Source organism: Sphingomonas phyllosphaerae FA2 (genome assembly GCF_000427645.1).
Lineage (GTDB): Bacteria > Pseudomonadota > Alphaproteobacteria > Sphingomonadales > Sphingomonadaceae > Sphingomonas > Sphingomonas phyllosphaerae.
Map to the genome: position 1 here is coordinate 3,327,492 of NZ_KE386571.1, position 20,451 is coordinate 3,347,942.

A 20,451-nucleotide genomic window follows, 5' to 3' on the forward strand; every position below is an offset into this window, starting at 1 on the left:
TGAAGGTCGCTTGTCAGGAGAGCGGCAGGTGACAGGCGGGCGCGACATCATCCGACGCACGGTGATCGAACTGGGGCCGCTGCGGATCACGCGCGAGCACCGGTTCGCGGTGCCGGGGCCGCATTATCCCTTCTACGAGCCGGTTCGGGCGCGCTCCGGCGGCGGCTGGCGCGCGGCCGGGATCATGGGCGTGATGCTGGCGGTGAGCGCGGGCGGGTTGTCGATGGCCGCGACGCATGCGCCGCCGGTGCGGGCGGTGAACTATTCGGTGAGCGTGCCGGTGCCGCAGCAGGTGATCGCGCCGCCGGCGCCGGTGGTGGTGGCGCGCGCCGTGCGGCCGGTTGCGCGGGCTGCGACAAGGCCGCCGGTCGTGGAGGCGGCTGTTGCCGACCTGCCGGGGGGCGGCAGCCGTGCGACAGCGATCGCGGCGGCGTTGCGCAGCGGCGAGGTGCAGGAATGGTATGAGTCGGCCGGGCAGGTGCACGGCTTCGTCGTCGCGGGCGAGGCCGAGGCCGAGGGCGGGCGGACGTGCCGCGCGCTGTCGGTGCTGACGCGTGCGCCGGGCGGGGCGGACCGGGTCGATCAGCGGCGGGAGTGTCTGCCGGCGGGGTAGGCGTTTCGGGCTACCCATCGTTCCGCCATGCCAGCGAAGGCGGGAATCCAGACCCTCCGACGTTCCGACTCCATCGCCGGACCTGCGCGTCTGGATTCCCGCCTTCGCGGGAATGACGGAAGGGGAGAAGAAGCGGGGGCGGCGGACCGTTGGTCCGTCGCCCCCGCTTCTTTCGATCAGCGGCCGATGCTGGTGTAGCGGAAGCCGGCGGCCTGTACTTCGGCCGGCGTGTAGATGTTGCGGAGGTCGATCAGGATCGGCTCCTTGAGCAGCGACTTGACGCGCGGAAGGTCGAGCGCGCGGAATTCGTCCCACTCGGTGACGATCGCCAGCGCGTCCGCGCCCTCGATCGCCTGATACGGGCCGTCGCAATAGTCGACGTTCTCGAGCACCAGTTTGGCTTGCTCGGTGCCCTCGGGATCGAACGCCTTCACCTTCGCCCCGGCGTCCTGCAGCGCCTGGATCACCGCGATGGCGGGCGAATCGCGCATGTCGTCGGTGTTCGGCTTGAAGGTCAGCCCGAGCACCGCGATCGTCTTGCCGCGGACGTCGTCGCCCATCGCGTGGACGATCTTGCGGCCCATCGCGCGCTTGCGGTTGTCGTTGACCGCGACGACCGCCTCGACGATCCGCTGCGGCGCGTCATAGTCCTGGCTGGTCTTGAGCAGCGCCAGCGTGTCCTTGGGGAAGCACGAGCCGCCATAGCCCGGGCCGGCGTGCAGGAACTTTGACCCAATCCGGTTGTCGAGCCCGATCCCGCGGCTGACGTCCTTCACGTCTGCGCCGACCTTCTCGCACAGGTCCGCGATCTCGTTGATGAAGGTGATCTTGGTCGCGAGGAATGCATTGCCCGCGTACTTGATCAGCTCGGCGGTGCGGCGCGCGGTGACGAGGATCGGGGCGGCGTTGAGGTACAGCGGGCGGTAGACCTGGCGCATCACCTCGGTCGCGCGGTCGTCGCCCGAGCCGATCACGATCCGGTCGGGACGCTTGAAATCGTCGATCGCCGCGCCTTCACGCAGGAATTCCGGGTTGGAGACGACGCCGAATTCGGCGTTCGGCGCGGCCTCGCGGATGATCCGCTCGACCTCGTCGCCGGTGCCGACGGGCACGGTCGACTTGGTGACGATCACGGTATAGCCGGTCAGCGCCTCGCCGATCTCCTTGGCGGCGGCGTAGACGTAGGACAGATCGGCATGGCCGTCGCCACGGCGGGTCGGCGTGCCGACGCCGATGAACACCGCGTCCGCGCCGGCGACCGCTTCCTTGAGGTCGGTGGTGAACTTCAGCCGGCCCGCCGCGACGTTGCGCGCGACGAGGTCCTCGAGGCCCGGCTCGTAGATCGGCATCTTCCCGGCGAGCAGCCGGTCGATCTTGCCCTTGTCCTTGTCGACGCAAATCACGTCATGGCCGAAGTCGGCAAAGCATGTGCCTGAAACCAGGCCGACATAGCCCGAACCGATCATGGTAATGCGCAAGACGGTCGCTCCCTTGAATGAACCGCCCCCCGGGCGGCATCCCAGCCTTGCCCGCTAGCGACTCGACCGCCCGTCTGGCAAGCGTTCAGGTGGATGCAAACGGTGCAGCGCCGCTTGACGTTGCCGAAATTGCGGCGGGGCGTGCAAGCGTGGCAATCGCCTTTTGCCAGCGCCGGCGGCGCCATGCGATCACCACGGTGATCGCCGTCGGCCACATCATGGTGAGAACGAAGTCGGAAATCGTGTCGCCCCACGTCCATTTCGGGCTGGCGGCGAGCCAGTCCATCGTCTCGTTCGCCAGTTCGGCGGCGAGCACGCATTGCAGCGCCAGAAAGCCGCCGCGGCGTTGCCGGACCACCATCAGTGCGAGAAGATAGATCGCGAGCCCCGCGTGGACGTGGAGCAATTCCGCCGACCCGCTCTGTTCGACGATGATGTCGATCAGCGACTTGTAGAGGTACACGATTTCCATACCCTGACGTTAACACAGATAAGTTGCTAAAGCGTCATTGGCCCGGCGGTCCCAAGCATCTGGAACCGCGCCGTTTCAAAAAGATTGTCACCGTAATGACCGAATCACCCGCGCAGGTCGGCGTCCTGACCTTTCACCGCTGCATCAATTATGGTTCCTACTGGCAGGCGCGTTGCCTGGTCGAAGGCGTGCGTGCGATGGGGCATGACGCGCGCCTGCTCGACCATCACAGCGACGCGGTAGTGCAGGCGGAGTGGCGGTGCGCGTTGCAGCCGGCCTTACCCGAGCGGACGAGCGCGGCGGACCTGCCGGCGTACAAGGCCAAGGCGCGAAAGTTCGTCACCGCGATCGAGCAATTACCGCGTTCCGCGACGTTTGCGATCGACGATCCGGGTACGGTGACCGCGCTGGACGCGGTGGTGGTCGGCAGCGACGAGGTCTGGAACTTCCGGCACCCCTGGTATGCGGGCGTGCCGCTGTTCTTCGGCGAGGGCATCGCGGCGCCGCGGCTGCTGTCCTACGCCGCCAGTTTCGGGAACCATGATGCCGCCGACGGGATCGGTGACGTTTGGGTGGAACGGCTGCGGCGGTTCACCGCGATCTCGGTGCGGGACGCCAATGCGCAGGCGCTGGTGGGTGGCGCGTTGGGCGAGACGCCGCCGCTGGTGCTCGATCCGGTGCTGCAGTTCGGCGACCGCGTGCCGCGCGGGGTGCCGGACGCTGACCGCTATGCGCTGGTCTACGGGCACGGCTTCCCCGATTGGCTGGCGCAGGCGATGCGGCGCTGGGCGAAGCGGCACGACGTTCGGTTGCACAGCATCGGTTATCGCAACGACTGGGCCGATACGCAGGAGATCGATGCCGGGCCGGAAGCCTTTGCCGAGCGCGTGGCGGGGGCCAGCGCACTGGTCACCAATTTCTTCCACGGCTGCGTCTTCGCGCTGGTGCACGGCACGCCGTTCGTGACCGCGCCGTCCTCCTACCGGTTCAACAAGGTGCGCGATCTGGCGGCGGCGCTGGAGGCGCAGCGGCACATCGTCGCGCCGGAGACCGCCGATGCGTTCTACGACACGGTGCTGACCGCGCCGCATGAAGCGCGGATCGGGGAACGGATCGCCGAATTGCGCGCGCAATCGACCGCGTTTCTGGGCGCGGCGCTTGGCTGAGGCGCTGCGACCGGACGACATCGTCGGTGCGGGGCTGTGCATTGGCTGCGGTGGCTGTGCCGCGGCGATGCGGATGGATCGCGACGGGCTGTGGAAGCCGGAGCCGGGCGCGTCGGGTGGCGCGGACTTTGCGGCGCGGTGTCCGTTTTCCCCGGTTGCGGCCAATGAGGATGTGCTGGCCGCCGAGCGCTTTCCGGCGGCGGCGGCGCGCAGCGATTTGCTCGGGCGGTTCGAATCGACGTGGGTCGGGCATGTCGCGGAGGGTGGCTTTCGCGCCAACGGCAGCTCGGGCGGGATGGTCAGCTGGGTCGCGGCGGAGTTGCTGCGCACCGGCGCGGTCGATGCGGTCGCGCATGTCGCGCCGGTCGCCGATCCGCAGGCGGATGGGCGGTTCTTTTCCTATCGACTGTCGCGCGATGCGGACGAGATCGCGGGGGGCGCCAAGTCGCGTTACTATCCGGTCGAGCTGTCGGCGGTGATCGCGGCGATCCGCGCGACGCCCGGCCGCTATGCGGTGGCGGCGGTGCCGTGCTTCATCAAGGCGCTGAACCTGTTGCGGCGGAACGATCCGGTGATCGGCGAGCGGGTGACGCATCTGCTGGGACTGTTTTGCGGGCATCAGAAGAGCGCGCGGCTGGTCGACAGCTTCGCGTGGCAGCTCGACGCGCCGATCGCGCGGGTGCGTGGCGTCGATTACCGGATCAAGGACGCCAGCCGCCCGGCCAATTGGTATCGCGCGCACCTGACGCTCGACGATGGCAGCGCGCGCGCCGAGGATTGGTGGCATCTGGCCGATGGTGATTGGGGCGCGGGGTTCTTCCAGAATCCGGCGTGCGATTGGTGCGACGATGTCGTGGCCGAGACGGCCGATGTCGCGTTCGGCGATGCATGGGTGGAACCCTATTCGTCGGACGGGCGCGGGACCAATGTCGTGATCGCGCGATCGCCCGGGATCCATGCGATGATCGCGGGGGCGGTGGCGGACGGGCGGCTGGCGCTGACCGAGGTCGATGCCGCGTTCGTCGAGCAGACGCAGGCGGCGGGGTTCCGGCATCGGCGCGAGGGACTGGCGTATCGGTTGACGTGGGCACGTGGAGGCAAGCTGCGCCCGGTCAAGCGCGTTGCGCCGTCGTCGGCGCTGCCGGTGCGGCGCAAGCTGGTCTATCGGATGCGGTACATGATCGCGCGCGACAGCCACCGGATCGCGCGGGTGGCGCTGCGGACCGGACGACCCGGGCTTTATACCGGTTGGGCGCGGCGCGTGTTGGCGGTGTATCGCGCGGTGGCGTGGTCGCACGGGCGGCTGGGCGCGTGGATCGACCGGGTGTTGCCGGATCGGCGGGCGCGGTAACGCGCACCGTTCGTGCTGAGCCTGTCGAAGCACGTGCCTGAAACACGCCCCCTTCGGCTGCCTGCCAAGTCAGGCGCTCAGGACAGGCTTCGACAAGCTCAGGACGAACGGCTCCTCGTGTCCGATCGGCCCAAATTTGGTCGTGCGCCCCGCCCGATCAGGCGGGGCGACGATCGTCAGACGAGCGCGCGGCGCACCGGCTTGCGACGGCGGCGTATCGCCGCACCGACCACGCCGAAGCCGGCGAGCATCATCGCCCAGGTCTTCGGCTCCGGCACCGCGCCGGTCAGCTTGGCATATTCGGCGGGGCTGACGTTGAAGCTGTAGACCATGTTGGGGATCAGCTTCATGCCTTGTGGGCAGCCGGCGCCGAGCTTCACCGACACGCTGCTGCCCTTGCCGGCGACGCCGCTGGTGCAGACGTCGAACTGCTCGCCGCTGCCCGATTGGGTGACCGAATAGTCGTTATCGGTGACGACGATCAGCGTGTAGCTGCCATCCGCCAGCCGCGGGCCGAACGCGAAGCCCTCGATCTTTTCCGGGATCGGATAGCCTGCGGCCTTCAGCGCGGCGGCGATGTCGAGGAACGGCGTCTGGCTCTTGGCAACCGGGTTGATGCCGGCGGGCAGATCGTTGGTGGCGGCGAGGCTGACGTCCTTGACGTCGGTGGCGTTGGTCAGGTCGATCTCATAGACGCGCTTGTCGCCGACCTGCTTCTTGCCGTTGGGATCGTCGACGCCGAAGCCGCGATTGTCGCGTTCCAGCACCAGCAGCTTGTTGTCGCCGACCGCCTGGAACGACGAGACGCCGATCGAGCGACCCTGCTTGTCGGCGTCGAACGTGCCCTTCGTGATGCCCTTGTTGATGTCATCCACCGAATCGAGCTGGTAGACATATTGCTTGGTCTGCTTGCCGCTGGCGACGTCGAATTCAACGATGCGGGTGTTGCGGCTGTAGACGCCGTTCGCCGAACCGTCGGGCGCGCGGCCTTCGTTTACCAAGGGGTCCTGCAGGATCGCATAAGCGGTCTTGCCGTCCTTGCTAACGGTCAGCCCCTCGAAGCCGCGATTGTCCTGCCGGCCGGTGACGATCGTGCCCGCGCCACCGACGTAATCGACGCCGCCGTTGCCGTCGTGGGGCACGAGGTTCGACGGCACCTCGAAGGCGCGGACGAACTGGCCGTCGGTGCGGAACTCGTAGACCGAGGGGCCATATTCGTCGGAGACGAGGAAGTTGCCGTTGGGCAGCCGCGCCAGCCCTTCGGGATCGAGCGAGCGGCCGAGATCGGCGACGCTGCCGTTCAGCAGCTGCGGGTTGAGGCCGTTATAATTGTTCGCGCCGTCATGGTAGAGGACGGTGTTGGTCAGCTTGAAGCCGTTGATCTTGCCGGCGGCGTCGAGATCGAGCGTGAAGCCCTGCAGCCGCGGAGCGTAGGACAGGACGCCGCCGCCGGGGCCGCGATCGGTGGTGCTCCAGAAGGTGCCGGTGCTCGCGTCGTAGCTGAGGTCCGACCCGAAGCCGCCGAAGCGATTGTCGCCGACATTGGCGAAGCCCGACAGATCGGTGCCGTTCTCGACCGAGAAGGACGAGATCAGCGTGACGGCACCCGCCGACGACGGGGCGAGGGCGAGCGTGGCGACAGCGGTGGCGAGCGAGGCGAAGCGGCGCATGGGTTAATCTCCTGTTAACCGTGCGCCTGACGCGTTGCTGTTACGCAGCCGTGACCGTTGCGCGACGATCCCGCGACACCCGCCCGCCTGTCCCGCTTTGGGGCGGGCGAGTCAGCCGGTGCGGCGCAGATGCTCCGCCAAGCGCAGCGTTTGCGCGAGCAGCGTCAGCGTCGGGTTGGCGAAGCTGGAGGTCGGGAAGCTCGCCGCGCCAGCGATGAAGACGCCGCGCGTGCCGAACAGTTCGGCATTGGCGTCGCACACGCCGTCAGTGGCAGTGTCCGCCATGCGCGCGGTACCGATATGATGGCCACCGACCGGCACCGGATGGTCGCTCCATGCCTGCGCTTCCTCGTCGTTGAGCGTGATCGTCGCCGCGCCGCTGCGGTTCACCGCCGCCGCGATTACGCGCACGCCCGCGATCATTCGCGCGCGGTCCGCCGCGGTGCAGCGCCAGTCGATGATCGCGCGGCGCATGCCCGCGCCGTCGATTTCGTTGCCAAGCATCACGCGGCTGTCGCGGTGTGGCTCCTGCTCGCCGTTGAGGTCGAGCGGGTAGACGCCGCCCGGCTCGGCGAGCAGCACGCTGGGCAGCTTGCGCTGCGCGAGGATGCGGCGGCGCGTCCAGTCGAGCGCGAAGCCCGCCAGCCGCGGCGCGCCGAGCAGCACGTTGCGGAAATGCGCGGCATGGAACGACGCCGAGGAGCCTCCGCGCTGCGCCCGCGCGTCATGCTCCAGCGCGGTCATCTTGCGCGCATATTCGGGGACGATCATGTTCTTGGCGAGGTACATCGCCGACAGCACCGGGTGGCGGTGCGCCGGATCGACGATGCTGGGATGTGCGGGGCGCAGCACCATGTTCGCCAGCCGCTCGCGACGCTGCGCCTCGGGCGACAGCCATAGATAGCGGCGGCAATAGACGCCGTCGTGCGAGCGGAAATAGTCGAAGCGGTCGTGCCCGGCGGGCGGGTGGAAGGCGATCGTGCCGAGCGTGCCCTCCAGATGGCATTGGTAATAACGGCCGACCAGATTGTGCTCGTTACCGAGCCCGCAGGCGCGCGCCTCGTCGCTGGCGAGCAGCAGCCGCGCGGTCTCGATCCCGCCCGCGGCGATCACGACGCGCGGTGCGGCGACCGTCACCTTCGCGCCATCGGGCAGGCGGAGGCGGACGCCGCTGGCGACCGCGCCGTCGCTGGCGGTGAGGATCTGGTCGACGGGCGCGTTGGTGAGGACGCGCAGCCGGGGCGCGGCGGCCAGCCGCTTGCGATACCAGCCGCCGAAATCGGTTGGGTGGCTGAAGCGCTCGACGCGCTCGGTGATCGCATCGTCGCCGGTGCCGGGGAGCGCGGGTTCGCGCTCGCGCGGGTCGGCGGCGGCGGCGGTGACGTCGAGCGCGCCCGCCTCGGCCAGCTCCATCGCCTGCGGATAGTAGCGCGCGATCTCTTCGTGCGCGATCGGCCAGCGTGCGGCGGGCATCCACTCGCGCGTCTCGAAGTCGATGGGATCGAACGGGATGCAGCGCCCGCCCCACACCGCGCTGGTGCCGCCGAACTGGCGGCGGCGGTACATCTCGCCGGGTGAGTGCGACGCGGGAGAGACCGACTGCGCGCGCAGGAAGTCCTGCCCGGCCTTGTCGAATTTGTCGCCGCCTGCCTCGACCAGCACGACGTTCCAGCCGGCATCTTCCAGCGTCAGCGCGAGCGTGATCCCGGCCGGGCCGGCGCCGACGATCACCAGATCGGTCTCGATCCGCGCGGGCAGTGCGGCGCGGCGCGCGCCGACGATCATCGTGCCGACCCGCGCGCGATTGCGGCGAGCGCGCGCAGATGTTCGGGCTTGCCGGTCCCGACCACAGTGCAGTCGACGGTGGGATGCGCGATCGCGCGCGCCACCGCCTGTGCGGGGGTGAGGCCGGGTTGCAGCGTCACCACCTCGCGCGCGAGCACGAGATGCCCACGCGCGCGGATCAGGTCGGCGCGCTTGCCGAGCGCGGTGAGCACGTCCCACGGCAGCTCCAGCACGTCATAACCGGGCTGGTCGAGCGCGGCGTCGAGCGTCGCGAGATCGTCGCACGACACGCCGATCCGCAACGCCTTGCCGCTGGCGCGCGCGGCGACCAGCGCCAGCGCCAGCTCGGCATCGGCGGCGACATGCGCGGGCGGGCTGTGGAGCAGGAACGCCTCGACACGGTCGGTGCGCAGCCGCTTGAGCGACGCCTCCAGACTGGCGACGATCGCGCGCGGTCGCCAGTCGGCGCTGATCGCATCGGAACGCTGCGCAGTGACGGCGTTGCCCGCGCCGCCGCGCCGCGCGAGCACCGCACGGATCAGCGGCTTGGCGGTGCGCAGCAGCCGGTATTTGGCGGAGAAGGTCTGTCCGCCCTTGGTGACAACGAACGCCGCGTCGCGCCGCCCGGCGATCGCGCGGCCGATGATCCGCTCGCTGTCGCCCTGGCCGTAGATGCTGGCGGTGTCGAGGACGGTGACGCCGAGATCGAGCGCGGTGCGCACCAGCCGCTCGCTGTCGGCGGCGGGGGCGGGGTTGGCGAAGGAGCCGAACTTGCTGCCGCCGAGCCCGAGGCGCGAGACGGCGGTCACTGGCCCGCGATCCGGTAGCCGCGCACCCAGTCGATCTTCATTCGCGCCGGCCATTTCTGATCGGCGCGCGGCGCGCCCGGCCAGTTGCCGCCGATCGCGAGGTTGAGGAGCATATAGAGCGGCTGGTGATAATCCTTGTTCGGGACGCGGCGCACCGGCCGGTCGTCGAAATACCAGATCAATTCCCTGGGCGTCACCATCATCCCGTAGGTGTGGAATTGCGACAGAGCGGTGCCGCTCTGCCACGGCATCCCGTCACCCTTCTTCTGGTTGTTGGGCAGGTCCGGGAAATAGGTGAAATAGAGTTTGCCGGGTTCGCCGATCGATTCGAACACATCGATTTCGGTCGGGCCGGGCTGTTGCTGCTTGCCCTGCTTCACCGCCGGCACCGGGAGCAGCCAAAAGGCCGGCCAGATCCCCTTGCCCGACGGGAAGGCGATCCGCGCCTCGACATAGCCATAAGTGAAGTGGAACGAGCGTTCGGTGGTGATGAGCCCCGACAGATATGGCAGATGGTTGGTGACCGGATCGGCGCGATACGGGTTGCGCCGGGCGGCGATCGTCAGCATGCCGGGCCTCCACTCGAACGCCGACATGCCCTCGGCGGGGTCGCCATAATATTCCAGTTCGCCGTTGGGGACGAGCGTGCGCGGCTCCCAGCCCTTTTCGGCGCGGGTCGACTGGACGCCGAACCAGTAATTGGTTTTCCAGCGCCCCTTCGGGTTCTTTTCGGCGTGCCAGAAATCGGGCGCGCGGTCGAACTCCTCGGCGAAGGCGGGGCGTAGCCGCGACCGGTCGAGCGTGCCGCCGCCTTCGGGCGTGGCCGACCAGCCGGCCCAGATCGCCGCCGTGAGCAGCGCGACGCGCACGATCATTTCCACACCGAGCCGCCGCATTCGCGGATATAGGCGGCGGTCTGGCGCGAGATCGCCTTGCGCTGCGGCCGGTCGCTGCGTTTGCGCCAGTCGAGGAATTTGCGCACCGCGCCGGTGACGCTGGCCTGGCCGCGCTGGCGCATCAGCAGATAGGGCGTGAAGAGCGCGGCGTTCACCAGCACCTCCGGGAAAGGCATCCGGAGATAGCTGATGATATATTTGTTCGCCAGCCGCTGCGTCTGGACGCGCTTCTTGGCGTCGCGCCCGGCGGGATGCTCCAGCTCCTCGCAGCTGATCGCGGGATCGTAGCGGATCCGCCAGCCGGCATCGATGATCCGGTACGACAGCTCGATCTCCTCCAGCCCATAGAAGAAGTCGGGCAGGAAGCCGCCGACCTCGCGCACGCAGGCGGTGCGGAATGCCACGCACCCGCCGACGAAGCGGAAGGTGAGGAAGGTGCTCGTCAGGTCGACGTCCTTGCGGGTGTGCGGGATCAGGTCGACCCGGCGGCGGGTTTCGCCGCGGACGTGCTTGCGAACCGTGATCGCGCCGAGGCGATCGTCCTCATCGAAGCGCGCGACGAACAGGTCGAGCATCTCCGGCGTTTCGACCAGCACGTCATCGTCGAGCAGCACGACGATCTCGCCGCGCGCCGCGTCGAAGCCGTCGTTGCGCGCATGGACGCCCTTGTTGAACCCTGAGAACAGATACTGGCGGTGCGGGAACGGATCGAGCAGCGCCTCGCGCGTGCCGCGCTCGGTATTGTTGTCGACGAGGATCAACTCGTAATCGTCACGCGGGCCAAGGCACTCGTGGAGCCGCGTCAGCGTGTCGGCGAGGATCTGGTCGCGGGCATAGGTGAGCACCACGACGGAAAAGTGGATCGTCATGCCATTGGCTCCGACAGCGCGAGGCGGGTGAGGGCGTGGCGCTCGGCGATGGTGAGCAGCACGATATTGGCGAGCTGGCTGACCGCGATCGCGATCGCCATGCCGGGGATGCCGTGCGGGATCGCGAGCACCAGCGCGGCGAGCGTCACCAGCGCGGTGGCGGCACGGGTGACGAACATCGTGCGGCTGGCGCGCAGCACGATCAGCAACGTTTCCGACGGCTGGTTGAGGCAGAACAGGAAGAAGGCCGCGCACAGCAGCTGCACATTCTGTTCGACGCCGGCGTACTGGCCGTGGAAGACCAGCGCGATCAGCGGGTGCGCGAAGAGCGCGACCAGCGCGAGATAGCCGCCGGTCAGCAGGATCAACGTGCGGCGGGTGTTGCCGATCGCACGGCGCAGCCCGGGGCCGCCATCCTTGGCGAGCGCGGCGGCGGCGCGCGGCTTGTCGGTCGAATCGATCGCCGAGACGATGCTGACCGCCGGATTGGTGAGCGTGCGCGCCGCGGTGAACACCGCCGCCGCGCCGGGGCCGAGCAATGCGCCGATCAGGATCACGACCGTCGCGGTGCTGTAGACGGTGTAAGGGAAGATGTTGAGCGCGAGCCAGCCCGCGAACCGGCCGTGCGGGGCGAAGCGTTGCCATGCGCGCGCCGCGGCGGGGGCGGCGGGGCGGAGCAGCAGCAGCGCGAACAGCGTCGCCAGCATGGCGGACACGCCCCAGGCCAGCGCACCCGCGACCGCATCGGGGCGGATGGTGGCGGCGACCAGCGCCCCGCCGATCAGCGCGACGAAGAACAGCGCCGAGACCAGCGCCGCCAGCCACGCGCGCTCCTGCTTGTAGAACCAGCGGCGGACGAAATCGGCAGCGAGCAGCGGCGGAGTGATCCCCGCGCCGAGCAGCAGCGGCGCGGCAAGCCAGCGTTGCGCGGGCAGCGCGACCTGCACCAGCGCCGCGATCGCGACCAGCCCGACCGCCAGCACCAGCGCGGCGGCGACGTTCAGCCACCACCAGTCGGAATGGTATCGGCGATCATCGGCGGCATCGCCATGCTCGCGATGCTCGGTCACGTAGGGCAGGGTGATGAGCGAGCGGTGGAAGCCCGCGACGAAATAATAGGCGCCGATCGCGACGCCGACGGCGCCGAACGCGTCGGGGGCGAGGTGGCGGCCGAGGATCGCGCTGGCGGCGATGCTCCCCAGCCCCTGGAACCCTTGGTCGGCCAGCGCGAACAATCGCGCCAGCCGCCGGTCGCGGAGCCGCCCGGTCAGGCTCTGGAGAGGGAAAGAGGCCATCGGGCGGCGCGCTGGTGATCCGGTCGTGGCCGGATCAGGACTGCGCGTAATAGTCCTTCATGTAATCGGCATAGTAGGACGGATCGCCGAAGCCCGACTGCGCCTGCACCTTCAGGTTGACCATCGTCAGCGCGACGCCGGTCACGCCCGAGCCGACCGAGCTGATCTGGTGCAGCGCGGCGCGCGCGGCGCGGGCCGGGGTCGAGCGCCAGCGGACCAGCATTGCCAGCGCATCGAAGTGATGCGCGAGCACGCGGGTATCGGCGACCGCGAGCACCGGCGCGGTATCGACCACGACCAGTTCGTAGCGGCGACGCAGTTCGGCGAGCAGCGCGGTGAATTCCGGCGTCTCGAAGATGTGCGGCGACGTGCCGGCGGTCGGTGCGAGCGGCAGGACGTCGAGCCCGGTCTGCTCCTCGCGCAGGATCACCTCGTCGAGCGTCGCGGTGCCGGCCAGCACCTCACCCAACCCGAGGCGCGCCTGCGGGGCGAGCGCGACCGACACCGAGCGGCGACGCAGATCGGTGTCGAGCAGCAGCGTGCGCGATCCGCCGGTGGCCAGCACGCGCGCGACCGAGGTCGAGGTCGTGGTCTTGCCTTCCTTGGGCAGCGCCGAGGTGATGCCAAGGATCTTGCCGCCCTGCACCGACGACGCCGCGAAGCTGAGGCTGGTCGCGAGGTTGCGATACGCCTCGGTATAGGCGGACAGCGGGTGGAGCAGCGTCGCTTCGGCCGGATCGCTGGTGCGCGGCTTCTCGATCGAGCTGGCCGGGGTCGGCACGCTGTTGAAATAATCGACCCCGAGCATCGTCTCGATATCGTCGACCGTATCGAGACCCTGCACCCAACGCTCACGGACATAGGCGATGGCCAGACCGATCGCGAGGCCGAACACCGCGCCCATGAACAGCAGCACCGGTACGTTCGGCGAGCTGGGGGTCAGCGGCAGCGACGCGGGTGCGGCGATGCGGCTGTCCGGGCGGACGATCGACTGCTGCGCATTCTGCTGCGTGCTGGTGTTCAGCAACTGCTGATAGGCATCGCGCGCGTTCTGCGCGGTACGCTGCAGATCGGCGAGTTCCACCGACGAGCGCACGTTGTTGGTCAGACGCGCCTGCGCGGCGGCGAGGCTGGCCTCTAGCGAAGCCGCGGTCGAGCCGGCCGCCTGCGAGGCGTTGCCCGCCGAGCGCGACAGGTCGCGCATCTCGCCGCTCAACTGCGCGTCGATCGCGTCGAGTTCCTTGCGCGCGTCGGCCAGCGCCGGATAGCGCTCACCATAACGCGACTGGAGCGCGGCGACGCGCGCGGCGACCTGCGCGCGCTGCTGGCGCAGCGACGACATGGTCTGCGTGCTGTACGGGCTGTTAGTGCCGCCGCCGACGATCGTCGAGCCGCTGGCGCTGCTGCGCGCGCGCGCCGCCGCCTCTTCGGCGCGGGCCGAGGCGAGCGCGCCGCGGATCGAGGAGATCTCCTGCTCGGCAGTGACCGAATCCGGCAAGCCAAGCAGGTTGTTGCGGACGCGGAAGGCGGCGACGGCGGCGTCGGCCTGCTCGACCTTGCGGCGCAGTTCGTCGAGCTGACCGTTCAGGCGTGCATCGACGTCCTTGAACTCGGTCGCCTTGCTCGCCAGATCCTCGGCCATGAACGCCTGCGCGAAGGCGTTGGCGACCTGCATCGCCTTCAGCGGGTTCTTGTCGGTGTAGCTGACCTCGAACAGCGAGGTCGTGCCGACACGCGCCGCGTTCAGGTTCGTCAACAAAGCACCGGCGATCGCCTGCTTGCCGGTCGCGGCGTCGGTCGCGAAATCCTTCGCGGCCTCACGCAGCTCGGGATCGCGATCCAGCTTGAGCTGATCGACCACGCGGGTCGCAACGGGCAGCGACTTCATCGTCTGCACTTCGGCATCGATCTTCGCGTCGCGTGCCAGATCCGACAATTGCGGCTGCGGCGCCCCGGCCACCGGGCTTTGCGGCGTATATTCGAGCTGGGCCGAGGCGGAATAGCGGCGCGGCAGCACCTTGCTGATCCCCCAGGCGACCACCACCATCCCGACGACACACGCCAGGATGATCGGCAGGTGCCGCTTCAGGCGCGAGAAGAGGCCGGCCAGATCCTGGCTTTCCTCGGGTCGCACGTTCGTCGCTTCCGCCATTGCTTACCCTTTTGTTCTGCCCGCGCCGCGGCTCAGCGCCGCAACGTCAGGCTCAACCCTGCGCGTACTTCGTTGAAGCGTTGCCCAATCTGCGCGCCACGGCTGTCGCGATTGGAATAGTCGATCGACGGCGTCAGCACCATCGACCGGTTGAGCGTATACAACGCACTCGCCCCGACATGGAACAACGTGTCGTCGCGGTCGATGCGCGAGAAATCGTCCTTCTCCACGTCGGCACGGCCGATCAGGATCAGGTTGCGCAGCAATTCGTGATCGATCTCAGCCGACACGCGCGAGGCGACATAGCCGGGCGAGCCGGTGACGATCGCATCGCGCACGTCGCGGCGTGCCGACAGGCTGATCGTCGTCAGCTCGGTGATGAGATAATCGACCTGCGCGTCAAGCGCGAGCCCGCTGAGATTGCCGACGCCCGCCGTGTCGTAATGGCGGGTCAGATAACCGACACCCAGCCTGGTGCGGATCAGCGGCGTCACGTCGAACGCCGCGCCGCCGATCACGCGTACTTCGTCGCCGCTGCGATCGAAGTCGAAGTTGGTGACCCTGTAGTTGTGGAGCGTGTAGATGCCCTGCACGAACAGCGAGGTGACCGGCGACACGTTATATTCGGCGCGCGCGGTTAGCCGGGTCGCGGTGCGATCCAGATAGTCCTGATCGATCAGCGTACCGTCCAGCGCACGCGTGTCGCTGTAGTTCAGCCGGGTGACGTTGACGTCGCCGATCAATTGCAGCCGGTTGAACGCATAGGTGCCGCGCAACGATGCGACCTGGCGATCGAGCGGCACCGAGGCGGCGGCGAAGCGCGGAAAGTCGCCCGACAGCTGGGTGATGTAGATGCGGTCGGCGTTCACCGCCGCGCGCAGGTTCGAATCGCCGACGATGTCGAGCCGACCATCGACGCCGACGTCGTAGCCGTTCTCGTTCTTGATCGAATAATCGAGATAGCGGCGGAACGTGCCGCGGGCGTGCGCCTGCAATTGATGCCGCGACCAGTCGCTGCGCGCGTCGATCCGCGGCGCGACCGTCGCATAGACGTCCGAATTGGTGTCGGTGGTCGCGCCGAAGACGTTGTTGGTCGCGTTGGCGGCCAGCTCGATCTGTGGGAAGACCAGAAACGCGCCGGCATGGACCCCGAGCGCGTCCACTTCGGGGTGCGGACGCTGTAGCACCGTGACGCGATCGGTTTGCGGCAGGTCGAACGGGATGCCGGTGTCGAGCACCGAACGGGTAGTCTGCGCCTGCGCGGCGGACATGCCCGCGGCGAGCATCGACACCGCTGCCAGCAGTCGCGACGCGACGACGCGATGCCGTCGCGACGGACGGGCAGGGGCAGGCCGGACGTGGGTCATCGCCGAGATCAGAAGAGCCGCTCGGTGAAGCGGATCGTGTCGCCCGGACGCACCGCCATCTCCGGCGTCGCCTCGACCTTGGTTTCGCCGCCGCCGGTTTCGGGCCGGATGAAAACGTACTTCTTCTGCGCGCGATAGGTATAGCCGCCGGCCAGCGCCACCGCGCCTTCCAGCGTCATGCCGGTCTGATACGGATATTGGCCCGGCTTGTTGACCTCGCCCAGGATGTAGAACGGACGATAGGACACGATCGAGCCCGTCACGCTGGGATTGCGCAGAAAGCCGTCGGCCAGCCGGTTGCGGATCAGCGTGCTGACCGCGTCGATCGTCATCCCCTGCGCCTTGATCGTCCCGGCCAGCGGCACTTCGATCGTGCCGTTCGGGTTGATCGCATAGGTGCGCGTCAGGTCCGGCTCGCCGTAGACCGCCAGCGCGATCTGGTCGCCGACGCCCAGCTGGTAGGTCGCATCGACCGGCGTCGCCCGCTCACGCCCCAGCGCGGAGGCGGATTGCAGCGGCAGATCGCCGCCGCGTCCGGCGCAGCCCGACAGCAGCGCCACTGCCGACAGCATCATCGCCAGCCTGGTCATATTGATGGTTCCCCCGGGTCTATGCCGCACGTGCGAAGTGGCGACGTGGTAAGCGATGTTGCTTCAAATGCAAGCCATCTTCCAAGGGTTGGCAGGGACCATGCGCCTTCTTGCAGGAATATCTTTACCCGCTATGGCTCATAAAAGGGCAGGGGGATGACAAGCGTTGGCCGCTGCTTCCTCCGATGTACGCTGTAAAAGGGGCTGGCGAGACGCGAGCATGATCTGGGTGTACGCCATCGCTGCCGGGCTGTTGCTGCTGTTGGCGGTGCATCCGTTCGTCATCTATCCCTTTTCGTTGCGCTTTTTCCGTCGTCGGCCAGTGTCGCAACTGTCTCACGACGGGACAATGCGGCCGTCGCTGGCGATCTGCATGTCGGCCTATAACGAGGCGCGCTCGATCCGCCGACGGATGGAGCGGCTGATCGAAGCCGCCGACGCTTATGGCAATGCGACGATCCACGTCTACGCCGATGGTCCGCAGGACGGGACCATCGAAATCCTGCGCGAGTTTGCGGATCGCATCGACCTGATCGTGTCGCACGGCCGCAACGGCAAGACCTATGGCATGAACCTGCTGGTGGAGCGCTCGTCGTCCGAGTTGCTGATGTTTACCGACGCCAATGTCATGCACGAGGTCGACGTGATCGCGCCGCTGGTGGCGCCGTTCGCGGATCCGGGTGTGGGCTGCACCAGCGCGCGGCTGGACTATGATAATGCCGACGACAGCCCCGCCGCCGCGACCGGCGCCGCTTACTGGCGCGCCGAGGAGGCGATCAAGGCGATCGAAAGCGAGACGGTCGGGCTGATCGGCGTCGACGGCGCGATGTTCGTGCTGCGCCGCGAACTGCACCGTCCACCGCCGCCGCACCTGATCGACGACCTGTACCTGAGCCTCGTCGTGCTGGCGCAGGGCAAGCGGCTCATCAGCGTGCCCGACGCGTTGGTTCACGAGCGCAGCGCCACCGAGGCCGAAGAAGAGCTGGTGCGCAAGCGGCGGATCGCGTGCCAGGCGATTAACGTCCACCGCGCGCTGTGGCCGCAACTGCGGCGGCTGCCGTGGCCGGCGCTGTATGGCTACGCCTCGCACCGGATGCTGAAATGGATGACGCCGTTTCTGTTGTTGGGGGCGGGACTGTTCGCGCTGCTGGTGGCGGTGGCGCTGTTCGGCGCCGTGCCGATCCTGTCGCTGGCGGTGGGCGGTGCGATACTGCTGGCGGTCGGCAACCGGCTGCGGATCGGGATCGCGCAGAAGGTGGTGGCCGCGCTGCTGAGCCTCGTCGGTGTCGCGCAGGGCGTGGTGGATTCGGTATGGGGCGGAAAGACATACGCCGTCTGGCAACCCGCGGAGTCGGTGCGCGACTAAGACAGGGCGAGTTGCCGTTACGGGCGCGAATCTTTAGGAGGCGGTGCAGCATAGAGGCGCCGGCCCCGGCGCGAACCGAGGAATGACAGCATGAGCGGCCGCACCGATCCGATCCTGGTCACCGGCACTGCCGGCTTCATCGGCCATGCCGTCGCGCACCGCCTGCTCGACCGCGGCGAGCGCGTGATCGGTGTCGACATCGTCAACGATTATTACGATCCGAAGCTGAAGGAAGCGCGGCTCGCGACCTTCCAGGGGCGCAACACCTTCGCCTTCCACCGCGCCGATATCGCCGATGCCGCGGCGATGGCGAAGATCGTCCACGACGAGGGCGTCCGCCGCGTCGTCCACCTCGCCGCGCAGGCGGGGGTGCGCTACAGCCTCGAAAACCCGTTCGCCTATGAGCGGTCGAACCTTGCCGGGCACCTGTCGATCATGGAGGCGTGCCGGCATGCCGAGGGGTTCGAGCATCTCGTCTACGCCAGCTCCAGCTCGGTCTATGGCGACAAGCCGATGGGCGGCGAGGGCTTTACCGAGGACGAGGCGGCGGTCGATCCCGTGTCGCTCTACGCCGCGACCAAGCGCGCGTGCGAGCTGATGAGCCAGTCCTATGCCAAGCTGTACGGCTTTCCGCAGACCGGCCTGCGCTTCTTCACCGTCTATGGCCCGTGGGGTCGGCCGGACATGGCCTATTTCTCGTTCACGCAGAAGATCATGCGCGGCGAGGCCATCGAGGTCTACGGCGAGGGCAAGATGGCGCGCGACTTCACCTATATCGACGATATCGTCGACGGGATCGTCGGGGCGCTGGACCATCCGCCCGAGGCGGGCGGGCACCGCGTGCTCAACATCGGTGACAGCCACCCGGTCGGGCTGATGGAGATGATCGAGGCGCTGGAAGACGCGATCGGGCAGAAGGCCGAAAAGGTGATGCGCCCGATGCAGCCCGGCGACGTCACCGCGACCTATGCCGACGTGTCGAAGCTGAACGCGCTGACCGGCTATCAGCCCAAGGTGATGCTGCGCGAGGGGTTGCAGCGGTTCGCGGAATGGTATCGCGGCTATTACGGGCCGAACGCCTGACCCCTCCACCGTCGTTAACCCCGGATTTGATCCGGGGTGGCGACAGCGCGCGGCTCAACGGTACATGGTGATCCGGAACAGCTCGCCGGGCGCGCCGGTCAGCCCGATCTCGAACGACACCCAGCGGATCGCATAAGCGAGCGCGATCAGCGCGGCGGTGGCGAGCAGATCCTGCCGGATGAACGTGACCTTCAGCCGCGCCTGACCGACCGACAGGCAGGCGTAGCGCATCAGCTCGGCGATGACGGTCGCCACCGCCGCTGCGGCGATGCCGTAGCGCATCAGCCCGATCGGCAGCAGCACCGCCAGCCCGAGCAGCTTCGCCGCGCTGCCGAAGGCGCTGTAGTGCGGCTTGCGAAGGCCGAGCATCAGATTCTCGTTCAGCGTGCTGAGGATCATCAGCCACGCCGCCAGCGACACCCACGGCAGCAGTTGCGCCGCACTGTGGTAGCGCACGTCGTAGATGCGGATGATGAAGTCCGACAACGCGATGACGCCGGCGATCGCGAGCATCGTCGCCGCCTGGAACTGCATGCGGCGGTGCGCCAGCTTGCGTTGCAGCTCGACCCCGCGAACCGTGGCGGCGGCCACGCTGGGGAAGACGATCTCTGCGCCCAGCTTCACGCTGAACTGCGCGAACACGTCCGACAGCGTGCGGGCGATGCCGTAGATGCCAAGCGCGGCGAAGCTGACGTATTTGGCGAGGATCAGCCGGTCGAAGTTGAGCGCGAGGAAGAAGACGACCGAGGAGACGAACACCCATTTCCCGAAGCCGAGAATTTCGCGCACATAGACCCAGTCGATCAGCAGTCGGTGCTTGATCTCAGGCTTGACGAAGTACGACATGACGATGCCGGTGAGCGACGCCAGCAGGCTTCCGGCGAGCAGTCCCCAGATATTGGGCCAGATCCAGGCGGCACCGATCAGGAAGATGTTCCCGACAAAGCAGATCGCGACTTCGAACATCGACGTGCGGTCGATCGCCAGCTCCTTCACCGCCAGAGGCTGTCCGATCGAGACCAGGCCGGTCATCAGCAGGAACAGCGACATGAACGGCAGGATCTTGTGCAGCGTCGGATCGCCGTAGAAATGGCTGATGACGGGTTGCAGCAGCAACGCGATCAGCGCCAGCGCGACACCGCGGATGATTTGGAGCGTCCAGGCGGTGTTGTAGAAGCGCGGATCGGTCGCGTTCGGGCTGCTGACGACGTTCTGGCCGATGCCGATGTCAGTAAACAACTCCAGCCCGACCCGCAGCGAGGTGAGCAGGATCATGATCCCGAACAATTCGGGGGCGAGCAGCCGGGTCAGCACCAAATTGGCGCCGAACCGCATTCCCTGCACAAGAACATAGCCCAGCGTTGCCCAGCCAAGCCGCGCCAGCAGCGCCTCGGGCACGTGGAACCGCGCGATCATCTGGGCATGCAGCGTAGAAGTGTCGGCCATGAACCCGTTGATTTCCGTCGATATATAGATTGGGGGCGTCTAA

At 67.9% G+C, this 20,451-nt stretch carries 17 protein-coding genes; 5 read left to right on the top strand and 12 right to left on the bottom strand.

Annotated elements, in window-relative coordinates:
* The first annotated feature begins 28 nt into the window (after positions 1 to 28).
* Complete coding sequence (locus tag SPHPH_RS0116230; RefSeq protein ID WP_238303143.1) at positions 29 to 613, top strand: hypothetical protein; 585 nt, start codon at positions 29 to 31, stop codon at positions 611 to 613.
* A 176-nt stretch (positions 614 to 789) separates the two neighbouring features.
* Here SPHPH_RS0116230 and SPHPH_RS0116235 read toward each other — a convergent pair whose 3' ends face one another.
* Both SPHPH_RS0116235 and SPHPH_RS20005 read right to left on the bottom strand, forming a co-directional pair.
* Positions 790 to 2,091, bottom strand: coding sequence for a UDP-glucose dehydrogenase family protein (locus tag SPHPH_RS0116235; RefSeq protein WP_028967643.1), 1,302 nt, complete (start codon positions 2,089 to 2,091; stop codon positions 790 to 792).
* A gap of 85 nt (positions 2,092 to 2,176) precedes the next feature.
* The gene (locus tag SPHPH_RS20005; protein ID WP_051273068.1) at positions 2,177 to 2,563 is read right to left on the bottom strand and encodes a hypothetical protein; all 387 of its coding nucleotides are present in this window, start codon (positions 2,561 to 2,563) and stop codon (positions 2,177 to 2,179) included.
* A 95-nt stretch (positions 2,564 to 2,658) separates the two neighbouring features.
* Here SPHPH_RS20005 and SPHPH_RS0116245 point away from each other — a divergent pair, with 95 nt between their 5' ends.
* Complete coding sequence (locus SPHPH_RS0116245; protein ID WP_028967644.1) at positions 2,659 to 3,729, top strand: polysaccharide pyruvyl transferase family protein; 1,071 nt, start codon at positions 2,659 to 2,661, stop codon at positions 3,727 to 3,729.
* Positions 3,722 to 5,080, top strand: coding sequence for a Coenzyme F420 hydrogenase/dehydrogenase, beta subunit C-terminal domain (locus tag SPHPH_RS0116250; RefSeq protein ID WP_037488734.1), 1,359 nt, complete (start codon positions 3,722 to 3,724; stop codon positions 5,078 to 5,080). The genes SPHPH_RS0116245 and SPHPH_RS0116250 overlap by 8 nt, the downstream gene beginning before the upstream one ends.
* Positions 5,081 to 5,256: 176 nt before the next feature.
* Here the strand turns inward: SPHPH_RS0116250 and SPHPH_RS0116255 are convergent, their stop codons facing one another.
* The 9 genes from SPHPH_RS0116255 to SPHPH_RS0116295 form a co-directional block, all read right to left on the bottom strand.
* The gene (locus SPHPH_RS0116255; protein ID WP_028967646.1) at positions 5,257 to 6,750 is read right to left on the bottom strand and encodes an esterase-like activity of phytase family protein; all 1,494 of its coding nucleotides are present in this window, start codon (positions 6,748 to 6,750) and stop codon (positions 5,257 to 5,259) included.
* 111 nt (positions 6,751 to 6,861) lie between these two features.
* A complete protein-coding gene (locus tag SPHPH_RS0116260; RefSeq protein WP_028967647.1) occupies positions 6,862 to 8,535 on the bottom strand; it encodes an FAD-dependent oxidoreductase in 1,674 nt (557 codons plus the stop codon).
* Positions 8,532 to 9,344 carry an aldo/keto reductase gene (locus SPHPH_RS0116265; RefSeq protein ID WP_028967648.1) on the bottom strand — a complete coding sequence of 271 codons (813 nt, stop codon included), beginning with the start codon at positions 9,342 to 9,344 and terminating at the stop codon, positions 8,532 to 8,534. Before SPHPH_RS0116265 ends, SPHPH_RS0116260 begins: the two co-directional genes overlap by 4 nt.
* Complete coding sequence (locus SPHPH_RS20010; protein WP_037488737.1) at positions 9,341 to 10,240, bottom strand: glycoside hydrolase family 16 protein; 900 nt, start codon at positions 10,238 to 10,240, stop codon at positions 9,341 to 9,343. The genes SPHPH_RS0116265 and SPHPH_RS20010 overlap by 4 nt, the downstream gene beginning before the upstream one ends.
* On the bottom strand, positions 10,216 to 11,109 hold the full coding sequence (locus SPHPH_RS0116275) for a glycosyltransferase family 2 protein (protein ID WP_028967649.1): 894 nt from the start codon (positions 11,107 to 11,109) through the stop codon (positions 10,216 to 10,218). Before SPHPH_RS0116275 ends, SPHPH_RS20010 begins: the two co-directional genes overlap by 25 nt.
* Entirely contained in the window at positions 11,106 to 12,404 is a 1,299-nt protein-coding gene (locus SPHPH_RS0116280; protein ID WP_028967650.1) for a lipopolysaccharide biosynthesis protein, read from the bottom strand. The genes SPHPH_RS0116275 and SPHPH_RS0116280 overlap by 4 nt, the downstream gene beginning before the upstream one ends.
* Positions 12,405 to 12,438: 34 nt before the next feature.
* Positions 12,439 to 14,556: a GumC family protein gene (locus SPHPH_RS0116285; protein ID WP_028967651.1), complete on the bottom strand. Its 2,118-nt coding sequence runs from the start codon at positions 14,554 to 14,556 to the stop codon at positions 12,439 to 12,441.
* A gap of 32 nt (positions 14,557 to 14,588) precedes the next feature.
* Positions 14,589 to 15,923: an outer membrane beta-barrel protein gene (locus SPHPH_RS0116290; RefSeq protein WP_081668660.1), complete on the bottom strand. Its 1,335-nt coding sequence runs from the start codon at positions 15,921 to 15,923 to the stop codon at positions 14,589 to 14,591.
* An 8-nt stretch (positions 15,924 to 15,931) separates the two neighbouring features.
* Entirely contained in the window at positions 15,932 to 16,513 is a 582-nt protein-coding gene (locus SPHPH_RS0116295; RefSeq protein WP_028967653.1) for a polysaccharide biosynthesis/export family protein, read from the bottom strand.
* Between the two features lie 220 nt (positions 16,514 to 16,733).
* Between SPHPH_RS0116295 and SPHPH_RS0116300 the strand changes: the two genes are divergently transcribed.
* Positions 16,734 to 17,879, top strand: coding sequence for a glycosyltransferase (locus SPHPH_RS0116300; RefSeq protein WP_028967654.1), 1,146 nt, complete (start codon positions 16,734 to 16,736; stop codon positions 17,877 to 17,879).
* Between the two features lie 90 nt (positions 17,880 to 17,969).
* Entirely contained in the window at positions 17,970 to 18,962 is a 993-nt protein-coding gene (locus tag SPHPH_RS0116305) for an NAD-dependent epimerase/dehydratase family protein (RefSeq protein WP_028967655.1), read from the top strand.
* A 54-nt stretch (positions 18,963 to 19,016) separates the two neighbouring features.
* Here the strand turns inward: SPHPH_RS0116305 and SPHPH_RS0116310 are convergent, their stop codons facing one another.
* Positions 19,017 to 20,408, bottom strand: coding sequence for an oligosaccharide flippase family protein (locus SPHPH_RS0116310; RefSeq protein ID WP_028967656.1), 1,392 nt, complete (start codon positions 20,406 to 20,408; stop codon positions 19,017 to 19,019).
* Positions 20,409 to 20,451 lie beyond the last annotated feature (43 nt).

Bases quoted from the DNA above. Each gene is read 5' to 3' on its own strand.
- SPHPH_RS0116285 (WP_028967651.1), bottom strand. From the start codon at position 14,556: ATGGCGGAAGCGACGAACGTGCGACCCGAGGAAAGCCAGGATCTGGCC.
- SPHPH_RS0116260 (WP_028967647.1), bottom strand. From the start codon at position 8,535: ATGATCGTCGGCGCGCGCCGCGCCGCACTGCCCGCGCGGATCGAGACC.
- SPHPH_RS20005 (WP_051273068.1), bottom strand. From the start codon at position 2,563: ATGGAAATCGTGTACCTCTACAAGTCGCTGATCGACATCATCGTCGAA.
- SPHPH_RS0116295 (WP_028967653.1), bottom strand. From the start codon at position 16,513: ATGACCAGGCTGGCGATGATGCTGTCGGCAGTGGCGCTGCTGTCGGGC.
- SPHPH_RS0116280 (WP_028967650.1), bottom strand. From the start codon at position 12,404: ATGGCCTCTTTCCCTCTCCAGAGCCTGACCGGGCGGCTCCGCGACCGG.
- SPHPH_RS0116305 (WP_028967655.1), top strand. From the start codon at position 17,970: ATGAGCGGCCGCACCGATCCGATCCTGGTCACCGGCACTGCCGGCTTC.
- SPHPH_RS0116310 (WP_028967656.1), bottom strand. From the start codon at position 20,408: ATGGCCGACACTTCTACGCTGCATGCCCAGATGATCGCGCGGTTCCAC.
- SPHPH_RS0116255 (WP_028967646.1), bottom strand. From the start codon at position 6,750: ATGCGCCGCTTCGCCTCGCTCGCCACCGCTGTCGCCACGCTCGCCCTC.
- SPHPH_RS0116300 (WP_028967654.1), top strand. From the start codon at position 16,734: ATGATCTGGGTGTACGCCATCGCTGCCGGGCTGTTGCTGCTGTTGGCG.
- SPHPH_RS20010 (WP_037488737.1), bottom strand. From the start codon at position 10,240: ATGCGGCGGCTCGGTGTGGAAATGATCGTGCGCGTCGCGCTGCTCACG.
- SPHPH_RS0116275 (WP_028967649.1), bottom strand. From the start codon at position 11,109: ATGACGATCCACTTTTCCGTCGTGGTGCTCACCTATGCCCGCGACCAG.
- SPHPH_RS0116290 (WP_081668660.1), bottom strand. From the start codon at position 15,923: ATGACCCACGTCCGGCCTGCCCCTGCCCGTCCGTCGCGACGGCATCGC.
- SPHPH_RS0116245 (WP_028967644.1), top strand. From the start codon at position 2,659: ATGACCGAATCACCCGCGCAGGTCGGCGTCCTGACCTTTCACCGCTGC.